Origin of the sequence: Chryseobacterium sp. Mn2064 (assembly GCF_049319685.1) — a bacterium.
GTDB lineage: Bacteria > Bacteroidota > Bacteroidia > Flavobacteriales > Weeksellaceae > Chryseobacterium.
The window spans coordinates 1049889-1068535 of record NZ_JBMOUE010000002.1; the positions used below are offsets into that span (position 1 = coordinate 1049889).

Genomic DNA, 18647 nt, shown 5'->3' on the forward strand with positions numbered 1-18647 from the left:
CAGATAAATTATTAATTTGCAAAGATATAACAAAGAATTCAGGACCGTAAAGTGAAATAAAATTACAATTGAAAAATTTTAATATTTCTTTTAAATACGTGAAAAAAATACATGAAACAATTAGAAAAGATTCCTACTTGGGTTTTATTTCTCTTTCGAAATATTTTTTCCTCAAAAAATTCGTTTATTATCTGTAAGCGGTATTAATCATTAAAAAGACAGCAAGATTAAACTCTTAAAATTAGTTAATAAATAATGCAAGTGGCAGATTCAACGTTTTATATTTTGAAAATTAATTATCTTCGCCTATAAATCTTATTTGAAAATGAAGAAGATCATCTCCGGGATATCTATAATTTGTTCTATTGCCATCTCAGCTCAAGAGAGTATTCAGTTTCAGGAGCTGCCTTTCAAAGATATTATTGCAAAAGCTAAAAAAGAAAAGAAATTGGTTTTCATTGATGCATATGCTGCCTGGTGTGGCCCATGTAAAATGATGGAAAAAAATGTTTTCACTCAGAAATCGGTAAGTGATTATTACAACACCAATTTTGTGAATGCAAGATTTGATATGGAAAAAGGAGAAGGCCGAGAGATTGCTTCGAAATTTGGAGTCCGCTCTTACCCTACTTATCTTTTCCTGAATGGTGAAGGAGAAATTGTATCCAGAAACACCGGGTATATGGAGGAAGGTCTTTTTGTAGCAATGGCACAGGACATCAATTCTCCGGGGAATAAAAAGGGATCTCTTAAAGACCGTTTTGCCAGTGGAGAAAAAGATCCGGAATTCCTGTTGAATGTTATGAAGCTTAATGCCAATTCAGACTACGAATTTGCCAAAAAAGCTTCTGAAAGATATTTTCAAAATAAGAAAAAAACAGAAGAACTTACCAAAGATGAAATCGGGTTTCTTCTATACTTCATAAAATCATCGGAAGACAACAATTACAGTGTTTTTACTTCCAGAAAAGCGGAAATTGTAAAGTATCTGCCTGAAGACACTTACAATGAATTCGATGCGCAGCTAAAGCTGGCAAAAGTTGTAGAACAGTCTATAGATGATAAAAACAAAAAAATCAACGAAGATTATTTTCTGAAAACAGCAGAGCCATTGGTGGGAAAACAAGCTGCTATTACAAAGCTCAATCAAACCAAGCTAAGTTATTATGAGCAGAATGGCAATTTTCCAGAATATGAAAAAGCTGCAGTAGATTATTATAAGAATGCAGATTCTTTTGATCCTACTGAACTTTTAAGAGCTGCCTGGGTATTTGCAGACCATGTAAAAACACCGGCTTCTTTAAAGAAAGCAACAGAGTGGGCAGAAAAATCTGTAATGAGAGGAGAAACTTCAGAAAACACTTATATTCTTGCTAAGCTTTATTACCTGACCGGAAATAATGAAACAGCAAAAAACTATGCTGAGATGTCTAAAAATATGGCAACTCAGACCAATCAGGATTCTAAACTGGCAGATGACTTATTAAAGCAGATAAAATAGACATAACAAAACAGGATGAAATATAAATTATTAGCAGGCATTTTAGCGTTTCTGTCTGCAGGAACTCTAAGTGCTCAGGAACAGGAACAAACTCAGAATAAGAGTTTATATGTAAAAGGAAATGCTTTATTTATTCCGCTAGGAATTTTAAATGTAGGAGTAGAAAAACAGTTAAGTGCAAAATATACACTTCAGGGAGATGCTTTTGTTTCACCATGGAAATCTTTTGCAGGCCATGAATTGCAGTTTTATTCAGTATCTGCTGAAGGAAGATATTATTTCAATGAGGCTTTTAAACACTGGTATGTAGGAGCCAATCTTTCTGTCGCTGCATACAGAGCTTCAAAATGGAATTATTGGAATAATGAGGTAAGTCAAAAGGATGATGGAGAATTCATTGTCAATTCCAACCTTTACCAAAAGGGATATTCTATCATGTTGGGAGTTACCGGTGGATATCAATTTCAATTATCAGATCGCTGGAATCTTGACATTTATGCCACTGTAGGAACTTCACAAAGTTTTTACAAAGGATATGACAGAACAACGGGAAGACGCTACGACGCTGCCGAAAAATTTAACAAAAGTGGAGAAATTATCCCTTACAGAGGAGGTGTAATGGTATCTTACAAATTTAAATAGTACAATGAAACTATTCGGAAAAAATCATATTATCATTTCAGCGATCACTTTTGTGATTCTTTTTCTAATGAACTATATAGGAAATGATCTTCCTGATAAATTGCAAAGAGCTTTACTGACTGCCTTTGCAGGTGTGGTAGGTTTAACCGTCGGGCTTTTTATTTTGAATAAAGGCAAGAACGATAAAACCCCACCTCAAAATTTTGACTAATTAGTCTTCATAAACCACATATTGGGTTCTGATCTTCTCAAAATTTTCAAGATCCTTTTTCCATGAAGCTTTGATTTCCGGAATTGATTTTCCTGCGATAATTTGTTTTCTCAGTTCATCAGTTCCGGACAAGGTATCAAACCACAAATTTTTCAAAAAGAAATCCTGTTGCGGATTTTTATAATTCTTATAGGCCTTGATTACCCATTCAAGGTTTAATTCTCTTAAATCTTTAGGATAGTTGGAAAGGTTTTCTCCATAGCATAATTTCCCGTTCAGAAAAGGATCTTTGGCGCCATAACTTGGTTTTGGAGTAAACTGATAAGGAAGATTTTCTGTCCATGGAGATCCATAGATCTGAAAAGGAAGATCTGTTCCTCTTCCTACAGAAACCTGCGTACCTTCGAAAAAACAAAGGCTTGGGTACAGATTGATGGCTTTATCGTTTGGTAAATTTGGAGAAGGCTTATCCAATATGGCGTAACGTTGTTTCTTATGGTAATTCTTCATCGGAACCAGCGTATATTTTGCCTGTACTCCATTTTTCAGCCATTTCTCGCCATTTACCATTTTCCCGTACTCTCCTATTGTAAGACCGTAAACTACCGGTACTTCATGCATTCCTACAAAGCTGCTCCATTTTTTGCGCAACACCGGTCCGTCAGTATACCCATCATGAGGATTAGGACGGTCTAATACTATTACTTCCACATTATTTTCAGCACCGGCTTCCATTAAATAAGTTAAGGTAGAAATATAAGTATAGAATCTCACTCCTACATCCTGAATATCAAAAACAACGATATCAATTCCTGCCAACTGTTCCGGTTTAGGCTTCTTGTTGCTGGCGTATAATGAAATAATAGGAATTCCGGTTTTCACATCTACTCCATTCTTCACTTTTGCTCCTGCATCAGCATCTCCTCTAAAACCATGTTCCGGGGCAAAAATAGCTTTGATATTCACTCCATTTTTCACTAAAAAATCTACCAGATGAGTTCTGTCACTCATCAAACCTGTCTGATTGGTTACCACACCAATGGTTTTCCCTTTTAATAGCGGTAAATAAACCTCAGGCTGATCTGCCCCGGTTTTAAAATCCGGTTGAACTTGAGTTTGAGAATAATATTGATTGAATACTCCTAAAAAAATTAGGCAAATCAGAAGTAAATTTTTAATTTTGAAATCTAAATTCATAAGCTTGAAATTTCCTTTATATTTCTCTAGAAAAATAGCATTTTCCAAAGATAACAAAAATAACCTTTCTAGGGTTATCATCTTCATTGGCAGGCTTTCTGTAGCATTAGGGATCATTGTTTCCCTGATTACTGTAGCCACCGGTTTTGGTTCCAAGAAAGCTATCAAAGAGAGACTTGCAGATTTCAGTGGTCATATTACGGTAAGATCTACGCGCTCCAACTCTTCTTATAATACTTCTGTTCTGGATAATCAGGGACTGAATATTGCTAAGATCAAAGAGCTTCCCGATGTGGAAAGTGTTCAAAAGTATGTAACGGTTACCGGGATTATGCGTAATGAACATAATTTCGCCGGGATTATATTTAAAGGAATCGGAAAAGATTTTGACAGCTTAAGATTTAAAAAATTCCTTATTGCCGGTACAACTCCAAAAGTGACGGAGAAGGGTTTTAACAATGATGTGGTTATTTCTCAAAAAGTAGCCAACGACCTGCATCTTAAACTTAAAGACAGTATCGTTACCGTATTTTTAAAGGCAGATCAGAAACCGCTTTACCGTAAGTTCCGGGTGATTGGTATTTACAAAACAGACATCAAACTTATTGATGAACAGTTTGTTATCGGAGGAATCAATCATGCAAGAAAAATTCAGGATATGAAACCTGATGAAATAGGCGGAATTGATATCTTCCTGAAAGACGTTAACGATATTGATACTGATTTCCCTCAAATTGAAAAACTGATCGGCTATAAAAACTACGCTGAAAAGGCCACTGAAAAATTTCCACAAATCACAGACTGGATCAGTATTTTTGACACCAATATTGCACTGATCATCATCATCATGCTGATTGTTGTGGTGATCAATATTATCATGGTTCTTCTGATCCTTATTATAGAAAGAACCAACTCTATTGGTTTACTTAAGACATTAGGTGCGAGCAATTCTCAAATCCGCGCTACTTTCATCAATTACACTCTTATCATTATGATTCCGGGGTTACTGTATGGAAACGCGATCGGGCTAGGGCTTATACTCATTCAAAAATTCTTTGGAGTGATTAAACTTAATCCGGAAAATTATTATGTGAGTACAGTTCCTGTAGATCTTAATCCTATTGCTATCATTTCTATTTCGGCAGGAATTCTGGTTATTTCCGGCTTGGCTTTAATTATTCCAAGTTATCTGATCAGTAAGATTTCTCCAGTGAAAGCTATTAAATATAACTAATGTAATCAACGATCCCCTATAAGTAGGCATTGATTTTCCATTATTTCAATATTACTTATATATTATCATTATTGCACCGACAGTGCAACTCATTTAAAAGCGCTATCTTTGCTGCGCTTATAAGACATTTATGAAATACGCAAAAAATATTCTCGAAACTATAGGTAATACACCGCTGGTAAAACTTAACAAAGTACTTGGGGAAGATTTCCCGGCATTAGTTTTAGCAAAAGTAGAAACATTCAATCCCGGAAACTCTGTAAAGGACAGAATGGCTCTTAAAATGATAGAAGATGCTGAGAAAGACGGCAGATTAAAACCTGGAGGAACCATCATTGAAGGAACTTCCGGAAATACAGGAATGGGATTGGCACTTGCTGCCATCATCAAAGGCTATAAATGTATTTTTGTAACCAATTCCAAACAATCAAAAGAAAAATGTGATATTCTTCGTGCAGTAGGTGCTGAGGTAATTGTATGCCCTACTGACGTAAAACCTACTGACCCTCGTTCTTATTATTCAGTTTCTAAAAGACTGGCTAAAGAAACAGAAAACGGTTGGTATGTAAACCAGTACGACAATTTATCCAACAGAGCGGCTCATTACGAGTCTACTGCTCCTGAGATCTGGGAACAGACTGAAGGAAACCTTACCCACTTTGTTGTAGGTGCAGGAACAGGAGGTACAATTACAGGATGTGGAACATTCTTCAAGGAAAAAAATCCGAACATCAAAGTAATTGGTGTAGATACTTATGGGTCTATCCTTAAAGAATTCCATGAAACTGGGGAACTTCACTATGACCATGCTTATACTTACATTACAGAAGGAATTGGTGAAGATATCATTCCTGAAAACTACGATATGTCAGTAATTGATCATTTTGAAAAAGTTACCGATAAGGATGGTGCCATCTATGCAAGAAAACTGGCAAAAGAAGAAGGAATTTTCTGTGGATATTCTGCAGGAAGTGCTATCGCTTCATTGATACAGATGAAAGATCAGTTCACGAAAGACGATGTTATTGTTGTTTTACTTCACGATCACGGCTCAAGATATGTAGGAAAAATCTACAATGATGAGTGGATGAAGGAAATGGGCTGGCTGGAAGAAAATAAAGAAGCTTAATACAAGAATGTTCAAAGCGCTTATAAAGGCGATTAATGAATTTTCACAATCATAAAAAAACGGAGCAAACTATTTTTGCTCCGTTTTTTTATTGTTTAATATTTTCTTTAGCGATTTTTTTCAGAAGATTATATTCTTTTTCACTCATTGATTTTTTGGGAAACATATAATTATATTTTCCTTCAAGAGAAATAAATTCAGCGGAGCTGTCAAAGTATTCGAAATCTTTCCACTCGCTGGTTTCTTTTTCTCCGTCAATATTTACTGTAAAAAAGTTCTGATCAAATCTGATCTCATATATCTTACAATTTTCTAGCTTATTCAGATAATGGTTGACCTGTTTTTTCCATCTGGAAACTTTATTGATGCTTACCGATAGAAATACCGCACAAAGCAAAAATATAAAACTCAGAAAATACAGTACCCCTACACTATCCTTACTCAAGATGTCTTTCAATAGAAAAGCAATTCCTAAAATGACAACGGCTACAATAGTTGTAATGGTTTTACTTTTGGTTGTAGGTGAAAAAAGCAGACTGCCTTGGTTTCCACTAAAATAAATATCTTCAAAAATCTTTCTGTCTGTTTTCAGGGTAATCACTTTTTCCTCACTCATAATAGGGGTGGCTTTAAAAAGCTACAAAACTAAACTAAATATCTTCATATTGATCACTTATGGCAGAAAGTTTATTCATTAATTCCCGGTTTCTTTTATTCAGGGCATCCAGTTTTTTCAGCATATTGTGAATGACTTCCAAGCCGGGAAGGTTAACCTCCAGGTCATAATGCCAATTGGCAAATTTTTCCAGATCAGGCAAGTCCTCGTACATCAGATAATGAATATCATTTTCAATCTGTATATGAAGCAAACCATAGTCTACCAGCTCATCAAAAAAAGTGATCTCTATATTATAAATTTTTACGAGTTCTTCCCGTGATATTCTTTCACTCATCGCTTAGGAATTTTTTAATTGTTCAAAAAGTTCTTTCTGCTTTTCTGTAAGATTGGTCGGCAGTTTCACTTCATACGTCACAAAAAGGTCTCCGTGTTCACCTTCTTTTTTATAAACGGGAAATCCTTTTCCTTTAAGCCTTACGGTCATTCCGGTTTGGGTTTCCGGTTTTACTTTAAGATGTACACTTCCTTCTAAAGTATTGACTTTTACCTCGCCTCCTAAAATAGCTGTGTAAAGATCAATGATCACTTTAGTTTTAAGATCATCTCCTATTCTTTCAAAATCCGGATCCGCAGGAATATTGAAGGTAATATACAGATCTCCGCTAGGTCCTCCGTTGACTCCTGGATTTCCATGGCCTTTCAGCTTAATCTGCTGTCCGTCATAAACACCTGCTGGAATTGTAATTCTTACTTTTTTTCCATTGATTTCAAATGTCTGAGGATGTGTTTTTGCAGCGTCTCTTAAATTTAAACTCAGTTCCGCCTGTACATCCTGTCCTTTGAATTTTCCAGAAGCCCGTCCCCTAGAACTTTTGCCAAAACCTCCTCCGGCACCACCAAACATACTTTGGAAGAAATCTGAGAAATCTTCTCCTTCCCCAAAATCTGCACCGGAGAATCCTCCGTTGGAATATTGTTGCTGCTGTTGATATTGTCTTTGCTGTTGCTGCGCTTTTTCATACTCTTCACCATGCTTCCAGTTTTCCCCATATTTATCGTATTTAGAGCGATTTTCCGGATTGCTGAGCACTTCATTGGCTTCGTTCAGCTCTTTGAATTTTTTCTCTGACTCTTTATCGTCAGGATTAAGATCAGGATGATGTTTTCTGGCCAGTTTTCGATAGGCCTTTTTAATCTCATCCTGTGTTGCGCTTTTATCTACGCCTAAAATTTTATAGTAATCTATATAAGCCATAGAAACGATGTTTACCCAAATTTATGAAATTTAGGTGTGAAAATTGCATAATGAAGTGTTAAAAATAAACCTATCTTTGATAAAAATAACCCCATGAAAGAGGTATTGAAAAACTATTCCGGAATTATATTTTTGCTTCTGGGAATTACCGCTGGAAGCATCATAGGAATTGTAGCTCCGGGCATTGTAGAGTATATTAAACCATTGGGGGATATTTTCCTCAATCTTCTTTTTGTAAGTGTAGTACCTCTTGTATTTTTTGCAGTGTCCAACTCTATTGCCTCTTTGGAACAACAATCGAAGTTTGGAAGAATTATTCTTGTGATGGCACTTACCTTTTTATTCTTTATTCTAACGGCTGCAATTTTTACCATTTGTGCGGTTTATCTTTTTCCTGTCTCAGGAATTTCTGGAAGCTCGGAAATCATCAACGAAGCAGCAGATAATGAAACCTGGGGCAACAGAATTGTAAGTTTCTTCACTGTAGGAGAATTTACAGAGCTCTTCTCCCGAAGAAATATGCTGGCATTATTGGTATTTGCTTTTCTTACAGGATTTGCGGCTAGAAAAACAGGAGAAAAAGGGCAACCATTCAGGATTTTTATTGCTTCCGGATATGAAGTAATGAAAGAACTTCTTTTATTGGTCATGAAACTGGCTCCCATTGGTTTAGGCGCTTACTTTGCTTATCAGGTATCTACTCTCGGGCCTCAGCTTTTTGGGTTTTACGCAAAACCTTTAGGATTGTATTATGTTGCCGGAGTTGTTTACTTTTTGGTTTTCTTTTCTATTTATGCTTTTATGGCCAATGGGCAGAAAGGCGTTAAAAGTTTTTGGACCAATGCGATTTATCCGACTCTTACCGCGATAAGCACGTGTAGCAGTTTTGCAACAATGCCTGCCAACTTACAGGCTGCCTCCAAAATCGGGATTCCGAATTCTATTGCCAATCTGGTAATTCCTATTGGAACGACTTTGCATAAAAACGGTTCTTCTATGTCATCAATTATTAAAATCTATGTTGCCTTTTTAATTATCGGAAGAGATTTTTTTGATCCTGCCAACCTACTTTTAGCACTTGGAATTACTGTATTTGTGAGCATTGTGGCTGGGGGAATTCCCAACGGAGGATATATTGGTGAAATGCTGATGATCTCTGTTTACAAATTACCACAGGAAGCCATTCCTGCTGTGATGATCATTGGAACGTTGGTAGACCCTTTGGCAACAGTTTTAAATGCCGTAGGTGATATTGTCGCCGCCATGTTTGTGAACCGGTTTGTGAAAGTCTGATTGAAGTTTACCTATTCCTTTTAACCATGAACTCATTTTTCAAAAGCATTGGTTTGTATAAAAAACTCAATATTGAACTGAATATCGATATCCATGAGCTTAGACAAAGGCTCTTGAAAATAACCTATAAAACCAACAAAACATTTATATCATTCGAAAAAGATGCTGCAATTCCTTCACGGTTTGAATATCGTGGAATGGTTGAAGACAACAGTTTTACCATTAAAAGAAGATCGAGAATATTTGATATGAACAGATCAAACCCTGTGTTCCATGGAACGATTTCTGATAAAAGCGGGAAATCACTGGTTGCGGTAGAGTTTTTCCCTTCTGGGCTTCAGATCTTTAACTGGGTAGCTATCCTATGTTTTTGTTCAGTAATAGCCTTTGCCAGTTTACAAGATAATAAGGACAATATTATAGTGGCAATAGTAGCTTCAGCCGTGGCTGTCTCCCAATATTTTATTTTAAAAAGAGGAATTTCAAGAGGAAGATATGAATTTGAAAGGGAATTAATTTATATTGCCCAAAAGCCATAAATACGTATGTTATTCGCTCCGCTTTACAGGTTCCAGGTTTTCATATTCTTCTGGCGTAAACAATCTGTAATGAACTTTAAAAGTCTTTCCTAAAGGAGTTTCCAGTGAGAAACCTCCCGGACCAAATCCATCGGTAACATCCAGCAGAAAATGTGAGTATTTCCAGTATTCAAAAAGGTCGCGGTCTATCCAAAACTCATGTCCGTTGATTGTTCCAATCATGGCATCATTCATTCGAGGGAAAAAACCGCCTTTTTCAAAACATTGTGGCTGGGTGCCTTCGCAGCATCCTCCAGCCTGATAAAACATAAGCGGGCCATATTTATCTTCAAGCTCCTGAATCACTTCAAGGGCTTTTTCTGTCGCAGAGAGTCTTGATATTGTAGCGTTCATATTATTATTTTTAAGATGATAAAGATAAAAAGATCCCGGTAAAATAAATTTTAACCGGGATCAGCAATACATCCTTAATTTAGTTTGATCCGGCAATATCCAAAACGATTCTGCCGTCAATTTGTCCTTTTTTCATTTTATCGAAAACATCATTAATGTCTTCCAGTTTTGCTGCGGTTACAGTAGCCTTTACAAGTCCTTCATTAGCAAAGTCTAGTGCTTCCTGCATATCTTTTCTGGTTCCTACGATAGATCCTCTTACCGTAATTCTCTTTAAAACAGTTTCAAAGATCGGCAGTTCGAATGAACCTGGAGGAAGCCCGTTAAGAGCAATAGTTCCCTTTCTTCTCAGTACATCTATTCCCTGTTTGAAAGCAATAGGTGAAACGGCCGTAATAAGCGCACCATGCATTCCTCCAACTTCTTTATGTAAGTATTCTCCAGGGTCGGTATTTTTAGCATTTACTACGAGATCTGCTCCTAATTTCTTAGCCAGATCAAGTTTATCATCCGCTACGTCAATTGCTGCCACATGCATTCCCATCGCTTTAGCATACTGAACGGCTACGTGTCCCAATCCACCAATCCCTGAAATGGCCACCCATTCTCCCGGTTTTGTTTCGGTTTCTTTTAATCCTTTATAAACGGTAACTCCGGCACATAGAATGGGAGCAATCTCTAAAAAGTTAACGTCAGACTTTAAATGTCCCACATATCTGGAATCTGCAATTACGTATTCTGCAAAACCACCATCTACACTATATCCGCCATTCTTCTGAGCTTCACAAAGGGTTTCCCATCCTGTAATACAGTAATCACAGCATCCGCAGGCACTGTACAACCATGGAACACCTACTGCATCTCCTTCTTTCACAAAAGCTTCTGGTCCGCAAGCTACCACAATTCCTACTCCTTCATGTCCCGGAATAAGCGGCATCTTCGGTTTCGCCGGCCAGTCGCCATCCACTGCGTGAAGGTCTGTATGGCAAACACCACAGGCAATCACTTTTACAAGGACTTCATATCTTCCGGGTTCTCTTACTGGAACTTCTTCTATTTTCAGGGGTTGGCCATAGCCTTGGACTACCGCCGCTTTCATTGTTTTTGGAATCATATTTTCGTTTTTGAGTTGGGTTTTACAGCCCATCTGTTTATTTATTTACAGATTGACCATTTAAAGATTGGTAATTAGTGTTGTTTAGAAGCAAAGAATCCGAAACCCGATATTCCTTTGCGTGAGGGATAGGAAGGGCGGCGAGGAACGAGCCGGTGCGCAATGTAATGAAGCACCGAAACGAAGTGCAGCCCTGGATAGCCCGACCGATTTGCCCTGGAAAAAACCAAGGCAAGCGGGCACGTCCTAAAATTAATAATTAAAAGAATCCTAATTTGTTTTTGTTGTAGGATATCAACATGTTTTTGGTCTGACGGTAGTGGTCCAGCATCATTTTATGGTTTTCTCTTCCGATTCCTGACTGCTTGTATCCGCCAAATGGAGCTCCTGCCGGATAGGAATGGTACTGGTTTACCCAAACTCTTCCTGCTTCGATCTGACGTGGAACATTATACAGCTGATGAGCATCTCTCGTCCATACTCCTGCTCCAAGTCCATAGATGGTATCGTTCGCAATTTTGATCGCTTCTTCCTCATCTTTAAAGGTGGTGAAAGCCAGTACAGGGCCGAAAATCTCTTCCTGAAATATTCTCATTCTATTATTTCCCTTGAAAATAGTAGGCTGAATATAGAATCCTTCGTCAAGATCTTCTCCAAGATTGTTGACATCTCCTCCCACCAATACTTCAGCTCCTTCTTCTTTTCCTAGTTGAATATAGGAAAGAATTTTATCCTTCTGAATCTGTGAAGCCTGCGCTCCCATCATGACTGTTTTGTCTAATGGATTTCCCACTTTAATAGCTTTTACTCTTTCTATCACTTTTTCGATGAACGCATCTGCAATATCTTCCTGAACCAGCAATCTTGAAGGACAGGTACAGATCTCTCCCTGATTAAGGGCAAAAAGAACAGCTCCTTCAATGGCTTTATCTAAAAATTCGTCATCTGCAGCCATTACTGAACTGAAGAAAACGTTTGGTGATTTCCCTCCCAATTCCAATGTTACCGGAATAATATTTTCTGTGGCGTACTGCATCACAAGACGTCCTGTAGCTGTGGAACCTGTAAAAGCTGCTTTTGCTACTTTAGGATTGGTTACTAAAGGTCGCCCTAGTTCTGCGCCAAAACCATTGACAATATTCACAACTCCGGCTGGTAATAGATCTCCAATGAGTTCCATCATTATCATAATAGAAACTGGTGTACTTTCTGCAGGTTTTAAAACTACACAATTTCCTGCTGCCAATGCGGGTGCCAATTTCCATACAGCCATAAGAATAGGGAAATTCCAAGGGATAATCTGTGCAATAACTCCCAGAGGTTCGTGTACGATAAGAGACACGGTGTCTTTATCCAGTTCGTTATGGGAACCTTCTTCTGCACGAATCACAGATGCGAAATATCTGAAATGATCTATGGCTAAAGGCATATCTGCAGCCAAGGTTTCTCTTACAGCCTTACCGTTATCTATTGTTTCTACGGTAGCCAAATATTCCAGGTTCTGCTCTATTCTGTCTGCAATTTTATTCAGAATGATGCTTCTTTCTGTGGAAGATGTATTTTTCCAGGTCTGAAAAGCTTTTTCGGCAGCATTTACGGCCAGTTCCAAATCTTCTTTGGAGGAGTGGGCCACCTGTGTAAATATTTTTCCGTCTACGGGAGAAACAACATCAAAATACTGTCCTTTAACGGGGGGTGTAAATTTTCCGTCAATATAATTATCATATTTGCTTTTGAACTCCGGGCGCTGTAATAGAGTTGCTGATCTAGGTTCTGTAAGAGTGCTCATATTAGTATTGTTTTAATTTTTTCGATAATGCCAAATTACAGGTACACCCAAAAAAACAATAGCACAATCGTATAAAAAAGGTGGAAAATAGTACACATCGTTAATTTTATAATTTTCTTAACAGCAACGTAGAGCCAAATTTTCTATATTTGAGTAACGTGTTTCTTTAAAAATTTTAGAAATGAATAACAATAGTCATATTTTATTAAATACTCCGGAATTACGAAAGGAAAACCAGCTATTGAGTCTTGTTGAAAACCAGACAAAATTCACTCTAAACAACTGTGAATTTAGCATTTATGAAACACACAAAGCCGCTTTTGACGTTAAGCTTCATTTTGAAAATATTGCATTTACAGCCATGCTTCGTGGAAAAAAACACATGAAACTGGATAATAAAACCAGCTATTTCGATTATTTTCCAGGGGAAAGTATTTTGGTGGCACCAGGGGAAACCATGGTTATCGATTTTCCTGATGCAGACGAAACCCCCACACAATGCATTTCTTTAAGCTTAAATCCTGATTTTATAGAAGATTCTCTCAATTATTTAAACTATCATCTCCCCAAAGTAGATGATGCCTCACAATGGAATATCCAACTGGATGAATATTTTCTTTTTAACAATAAAGCGTTAGCATCCGCCACCAATAATATTATGAGAATTGCAATGGATGATAATTCTCAGAAAGATATTATGGCCGATTTTGCATTAAAGGAGCTTCTCATCAGACTCATGCAGACGCAGGCAAGGAGTATGGTGGAAAAAAATATTGTAAAAAACAGATCAAGAATAGGATTTGTAGTAGATTATATAAGAAGGAATTTGCACCAGAAACTTTCTATAGACAGTATTGCCAAGTTGGCTTATGTAAGTAAATCTAACTTCTTTAAAATGTTTAAGGACGAGTTTGGGACCTCTCCGAATGATTTTATTCTTCAGGAGAGAATTAATAAAGCTAAAGAACTGCTTGCAGGGCAGAATAGCATTAAAGAAACTGCTTACCAGACAGGATTTTCGGATACGAATTATTTTACCCGAGTGTTTAAGCAATTGGTAGGGGTAACCCCTAAAAGTTATCAAAACGGAATAGGATATTTTGAATAAGTCAAAATTTATTATAATAGAAAAAAAGCCCCTGAAGCAAAACTTCAGGGGTTATTTAATTAATCAGGATTAGTATCCGTCATTTTGTGTCATATTCGGGTTTGCCGACATTTCTTTAATAGGAATAGGTAAAGTATATCTATAGTCCCCATTCTTAAGATTTTCAACAGCAATAATATCATCGGTAACATTTCTGTCCATTGATACATTTGCAGAAGCAGCTAATCTCTTTAAGTCAAGAAAACGATGTCCTTCAAGAGCTAATTCTACTCTACGCTCTTTCAAAATATCAGCATATGCTGATTGAGCTGTAGAATAAGTAGGAGTTACCGCTTTTCCATCATAATTTCTTGCTACTCTTACTTGCTGAATCAGATTCTGAGCTGTAGAAAGATTTCCAGCTGATGCTTCAGCTTCCGCTAAAATAAAATACATTTCAGACAGTCTGAAAACTTTAACATCATTTCTGGTAGCTGTACTCGTTTTACCAGGATATTTATCGATTACCAAACCATCATTTCTTGTAGTTCCTCCTGTTACAGTAGCATAATTAGGATTAGGCTTTGAAGTTGGATCTACATAAGCATACTTTCTGATATCTCCCGGAATATTCTGGAATAAGTTATACAGGTTTCTTCCCCAGAACCACATTGGAGAACCATTAAGCGTAGACTGGTTTGTATTCCATTTTGAACCGATACTTCCTCCTGCTCCCAACGGAAGTCTATTTAGAGAGAAAAGAATTTCTCCTTTTGCAGAATCATTCCAAAGGTTTCTGTATGGGTTGAAAGAAGATGCAACGCCATAAAATGCCGTATTCCAAGCTGTATTACCTATAGGCTGAAATTTTGTAGGATCAGCAGGATCAATTAAAATAGAACTAGGTGTTGCTACAGTAAGACTCAGTCCTGAATTTGAGATAACGTCCTGAGAATACTGTTTTGCTAAAGGCATATTTCCTCTATACAAATTAAAACGAGCAGTCAAAGCATTTACAAAACTTTTATCCGCAAAATATCTTGCTCCCTGATCAGCTACTGTAGAATACGTTAAGATACTTCTAGCATAATCCAAATCAGCATTGATAAAATCATATATATCCTGATTTTTAACTCTTGGTAATTGTGCTTCTGTTGAAGGAACATCTTTCACAAGCATTACTCCCAAAGCGTTAGGATTCTTCATATCGCTAGAGAAATAAGCTTCCAGCTGTACATAGCAGTATGCTCTGATTGCTCTTGCTTGTGCTAAAATCTTATTATAGTCATCTTTCTCCTTAGTAGTCACAGGAGTAATTTTCTTTGCTCCTTCAAGTAATCTGTTAACTCTGTTGATAACTCTATAGTTATTCAACCAAATTCCGTCACTTGCAGCCGTACCTACAGTCCCTCCCGTGATAACAGGGCTTGCAGCATCAAGAAAAAATCTGTGTAATGAATATTCCTGTCCTCCACTACCTGAACCTGGCTTTACCTCATCTGTAAACACAGCTGTAAAGTAAATCTCATCCATTGGGTCAAGCTGAGCATAAACAGATCCATTAAGTACTTCTCCTAAATTGGAAACACTTGTATATAGATCCTGTTCCTGTAATTCACCTGCCTGCTTGATATCAAGTGCATCCTGGCAGCTGTTTAATGTGAAAGCTGCAGATGATAAAGTTGCTACAACTAATATTGTATTTATAATTCTTTTCATAATTTTTCTCTATTAAAAATCAACATTTAAACCTACCGATACGGTTTTTGGGTTAGGGTACACATTTAGTGAATACGAAGTAATTGGCTCCGGATCAAATCCTTTCCATTTCGTCCAAGTATAAAGATTCTCTGCCTGAACAAATACTTTAATACCTTTTACCGGTAGTTTACCTAATTGATTTTTGCTAAAATTATATCCAATAGAAATATTTTTAAGTCTGATAAAGTCTGATCTGTGCAAGAATCTGTCTGAAGAACCTAAAGTTAGGTTTTTAGCAGTCAGTGAAGGCACATCAGTATCTCTATTTTGAGGAGTCCATGCGTTTAACAGATCAGCAGAAAGGTTTCTTGTAGAAACTGCATTTGGATCAAACACCCAAGATTCAAGGTTATCATAGATCCATCCTCCCTGTTGGAAAGAGAATAATGTATCTAGGAACCAACCTTTATGTTGGAAATTGAATCCAAACCCTCCTGTAAATTTCGCAAATCTTGATTTTCCAGTTAATCTTCTATCTGCAGAAGTTGGAGCTTCAGTAACGTTTCCGTTTTTATCCAAGAACTGTAGGTTTCCGTTATCTGGATTCACCCCAATATATGGATACAATTGATACTGTCCTGCAGGACCACCAATAGCATTCACTACATCACCCGCTAAGTTTTCGCTACCCATTGATACAATTTTATTAGAATTATATGCTGCGTTTGCGAAAATAGATAGTTTTGTATTTTCAGTTTTGATCGCGTTGTATCTGATTAACCCTTCAATCCCTTTATTATCAAGAACTCCGTCGTTTCCTCTGATTGAGTAAACACCCGTAGATGAAGATTTTTGAAGATCGTTAAACATTCTGGTTGTTCTTTTCTGGTAATAATCAACACTACCTTCAATCAATCCTTTGTAGTTATAATCTAAACCAATATTGCTTTGTTTAACTTGCTCCCACTTTAAGAAAGGGTTGGATAGGTTAACAAAGTTATATCCCAACATATTTTGATACCCTGAGAAACCATTGTAAAGATCAAGGAAATTATTTGGAAGTAAAGCTAACGGGTTTTGATTATCGGCAGCAATTCCTAAGTTCTGGTTACCTGTAGTACCAATGGAAGCTCTTAACTTAAGCAATCTGAAACCAGAATTTGCCATAAAGTTTTCTTTGTCGATATTCCATCTTGCAGCTACGGACCAGAAAGTTTCCCATCTGTTTGTAGGAAGGAAACGATAAGATCCATCTCTTCTTACAACTCCACTTATTCCATACTTATCTTTATAATCATAGTCTAATGTTCCGAAATAAGCCAATGTACCTGCAGTAATTTTTGACGCAGATACTGATGGTCTGTAGATATTTGGAGTATCAGGGTTGAATGGAATATATCCTGTTCCTCCACCAAATTCCCACTGTAATGGATTCAGACCATTCTGTCTCTGGAAAGTTGAACTTACGTGAGCTTTGATATAATCCATATAAGCTGCAGCAGAAATCGTATGATCACCGAAAGATTTATTGAATGAAATATTGGTAATAGAGTTGAAAGTTAGATCTTGTGTTGTTGTAAAATCTTCGTTTCCTCCATACTTAGATCCATCCCCATTAGCCACACTTAAAGAAAGATATCCTAGTGGTGATCTTGCAAAAATTCTCTGATATTCTTTATATTCAATACCTGTTCTATTTCCAACGCTTAGGTAATCTGTAATCTTATAGTTTACGTTGGCATTAGCAGAAATACTTAATTCAGTAAATCTGTTTCTAATTCCTCCATTAATGTTATCCTGAAGAATCCATTGTCTGTTATTAGCAGCATCTGTACCAATAGCGTTAAATAGCTCTTGTCCGTTTGCATATGGAGAAGGTGCGATATAAGGTCTTGAAAGTACTCCACCAAATAATGGATTCTGAAGAGTGTTGTTAGAAATTCCACTATTCGTCTCATCATCTAACTGATTTCTTTTAGAGTATCCTAAACCAATGATAGAACCAAAAGTTAACTTTCCGTTTTTAGATTTACCATTAAGATTATTTCTTAATGTAAATCTCTTAAAATCGGTAGATCTTACAGTTCCTTCACTATCCAAATAACCCAAAGAGAAGAAATTATTAATATTTTCTCCACCTCCGGTGATCGCTAAGTTATGTTGCTGAGAGATACCAATACGAGTAAACTGTTTGTTCCAGTCTGTATTGATTCCCCAATTATCAATTTCCTGTTGTGTTAAAGTTCCACCTTTACCAGTTCCTAAACTCTTTTGAAGTTGTAGCAACTGTTGTCCGTTTGACATATTGTAATCACCCGTAGGCATCTTACTGAAAGACGTTAATGCGTCATAAGAAACCTTTAATCCGGAATTAAACTTCCCTCCTTTTGTTGTAATTACAACAACTCCGTTTGCAGCTCTGTTACCGTAGATAGCTGTTGCCTGAGCATCTTTTAGGATACTGAAAGTATCAATATCATAAGTGTTCAGGTTTCTAAACTGAGAACCCGAAGTAATTACTCCATCTATTACGTATAAAGGATCTGTAGAACCGTTCAGAGAGCTCATACCTCTAATTAAGATATTGAACTTTCCTGAACCTGGAGAACCAGAAGCGGAATTCACTACAATACCCGGAGCGGTTCCCTGAATTGAGTTCAGCACCGAAATATTCGGTCTGTTTTCCAGCGTTTCCGAACCTACTGTTACGGAAGAAGTTGTAGTTTTAGCTTTTGTAGCTGTTTTACTATATCCTAAAACAACTACTTCCTCAATTTTAGTCTCCTTGTCCTTACCGTTCTTAGAGTCCTTTTCTTGAGCAAATACAGCCTGTCCTGTAAAAAACAAGACTCCAGCTGTTAAAACACGCAGTTTCACATTCATATTAACAAATTTTAATATATTGAATTGACAAATATGTTAATAAATATCAAAAACATCAAT

Annotated in this window: 17 protein-coding genes; 8 read left to right on the forward strand and 9 right to left on the reverse strand. The window is 36.9% G+C overall.

What is annotated here, in order from left to right; translation table 11 throughout:
- The first annotated feature begins 325 nt into the window (after positions 1–325).
- The 3 genes from ACL9RH_RS11830 to ACL9RH_RS11840 are packed head-to-tail and all read left to right on the forward strand — an operon-like array spanning position 326 to position 2354.
- Complete coding sequence (locus ACL9RH_RS11830) at positions 326–1501, forward strand: thioredoxin family protein (protein ID WP_422693567.1); 1176 nt, start codon at positions 326–328, stop codon at positions 1499–1501.
- Between the two features lie 15 nt (positions 1502–1516).
- The gene (locus tag ACL9RH_RS11835; RefSeq protein WP_422693568.1) at positions 1517–2143 is read left to right on the forward strand and encodes a DUF3575 domain-containing protein; all 627 of its coding nucleotides are present in this window, start codon (positions 1517–1519) and stop codon (positions 2141–2143) included.
- A gap of 4 nt (positions 2144–2147) precedes the next feature.
- Positions 2148–2354 (forward strand): hypothetical protein, encoded by a 207-nt coding sequence (locus tag ACL9RH_RS11840; RefSeq protein WP_422693569.1) that lies wholly within the window; start codon positions 2148–2150, stop codon positions 2352–2354.
- Here ACL9RH_RS11840 and ACL9RH_RS11845 read toward each other — a convergent pair whose 3' ends face one another.
- Positions 2355–3551, reverse strand: coding sequence for an exo-beta-N-acetylmuramidase NamZ family protein (locus ACL9RH_RS11845; RefSeq protein WP_422693570.1), 1197 nt, complete (start codon positions 3549–3551; stop codon positions 2355–2357).
- 4 nt (positions 3552–3555) lie between these two features.
- Between ACL9RH_RS11845 and ACL9RH_RS11850 the strand changes: the two genes are divergently transcribed.
- Together ACL9RH_RS11850 and ACL9RH_RS11855 are read left to right on the forward strand one after the other, a co-directional pair.
- A complete protein-coding gene (locus tag ACL9RH_RS11850) occupies positions 3556–4785 on the forward strand; it encodes an ABC transporter permease (RefSeq protein ID WP_422693571.1) in 1230 nt (409 codons plus the stop codon).
- A gap of 130 nt (positions 4786–4915) precedes the next feature.
- Positions 4916–5914, forward strand: coding sequence for a PLP-dependent cysteine synthase family protein (locus ACL9RH_RS11855; RefSeq protein WP_422693572.1), 999 nt, complete (start codon positions 4916–4918; stop codon positions 5912–5914).
- Between the two features lie 88 nt (positions 5915–6002).
- Here ACL9RH_RS11855 and ACL9RH_RS11860 read toward each other — a convergent pair whose 3' ends face one another.
- From ACL9RH_RS11860 to ACL9RH_RS11870, 3 genes are read right to left on the reverse strand one after another with little or no spacing between them, the layout of a single operon-like run.
- Positions 6003–6530, reverse strand: coding sequence for a hypothetical protein (locus ACL9RH_RS11860; protein ID WP_422693573.1), 528 nt, complete (start codon positions 6528–6530; stop codon positions 6003–6005).
- 34 nt (positions 6531–6564) lie between these two features.
- Positions 6565–6867, reverse strand: coding sequence for a chaperone modulator CbpM (locus ACL9RH_RS11865; protein ID WP_422693574.1), 303 nt, complete (start codon positions 6865–6867; stop codon positions 6565–6567).
- 3 nt (positions 6868–6870) lie between these two features.
- Positions 6871–7788, reverse strand: a complete 918-nt coding sequence (locus ACL9RH_RS11870; RefSeq protein ID WP_422693575.1) for a DnaJ C-terminal domain-containing protein — start codon at positions 7786–7788, stop codon at positions 6871–6873.
- Between the two features lie 93 nt (positions 7789–7881).
- On the opposite strand from ACL9RH_RS11870, the gene ACL9RH_RS11875 reads away from it, so the two are divergent.
- Together ACL9RH_RS11875 and ACL9RH_RS11880 are read left to right on the forward strand one after the other, a co-directional pair.
- Positions 7882–9081, forward strand: coding sequence for a dicarboxylate/amino acid:cation symporter (locus ACL9RH_RS11875; protein WP_422693576.1), 1200 nt, complete (start codon positions 7882–7884; stop codon positions 9079–9081).
- 26 nt (positions 9082–9107) lie between these two features.
- Positions 9108–9620: a hypothetical protein gene (locus ACL9RH_RS11880; protein WP_422693577.1), complete on the forward strand. Its 513-nt coding sequence runs from the start codon at positions 9108–9110 to the stop codon at positions 9618–9620.
- A 9-nt stretch (positions 9621–9629) separates the two neighbouring features.
- On the opposite strand, the gene ACL9RH_RS11885 is transcribed toward ACL9RH_RS11880, so the two are convergent.
- The 3 genes from ACL9RH_RS11885 to ACL9RH_RS11895 all read right to left on the reverse strand — a co-directional run bounded on the left by ACL9RH_RS11885 (position 9630) and on the right by ACL9RH_RS11895 (position 12916).
- Entirely contained in the window at positions 9630–10013 is a 384-nt protein-coding gene (locus ACL9RH_RS11885; RefSeq protein ID WP_422693578.1) for a DUF779 domain-containing protein, read from the reverse strand.
- A 79-nt stretch (positions 10014–10092) separates the two neighbouring features.
- Positions 10093–11127, reverse strand: a complete 1035-nt coding sequence (adhP, locus tag ACL9RH_RS11890) for an alcohol dehydrogenase AdhP (RefSeq protein WP_422693579.1) — start codon at positions 11125–11127, stop codon at positions 10093–10095.
- A gap of 259 nt (positions 11128–11386) precedes the next feature.
- Positions 11387–12916 carry an aldehyde dehydrogenase family protein gene (locus ACL9RH_RS11895; RefSeq protein ID WP_422693580.1) on the reverse strand — a complete coding sequence of 510 codons (1530 nt, stop codon included), beginning with the start codon at positions 12914–12916 and terminating at the stop codon, positions 11387–11389.
- Between the two features lie 181 nt (positions 12917–13097).
- Here ACL9RH_RS11895 and ACL9RH_RS11900 point away from each other — a divergent pair, with 181 nt between their 5' ends.
- Positions 13098–14024 carry an AraC family transcriptional regulator gene (locus ACL9RH_RS11900; protein ID WP_422693581.1) on the forward strand — a complete coding sequence of 309 codons (927 nt, stop codon included), beginning with the start codon at positions 13098–13100 and terminating at the stop codon, positions 14022–14024.
- Positions 14025–14093: 69 nt separating this feature from the next.
- On the opposite strand, the gene ACL9RH_RS11905 is transcribed toward ACL9RH_RS11900, so the two are convergent.
- Positions 14094–15722: a RagB/SusD family nutrient uptake outer membrane protein gene (locus tag ACL9RH_RS11905; protein WP_422693582.1), complete on the reverse strand. Its 1629-nt coding sequence runs from the start codon at positions 15720–15722 to the stop codon at positions 14094–14096.
- Between the two features lie 12 nt (positions 15723–15734).
- Complete coding sequence (locus ACL9RH_RS11910; RefSeq protein WP_422693583.1) at positions 15735–18587, reverse strand: SusC/RagA family TonB-linked outer membrane protein; 2853 nt, start codon at positions 18585–18587, stop codon at positions 15735–15737.
- Between the last annotated feature and the right edge of the window lie 60 nt (positions 18588–18647).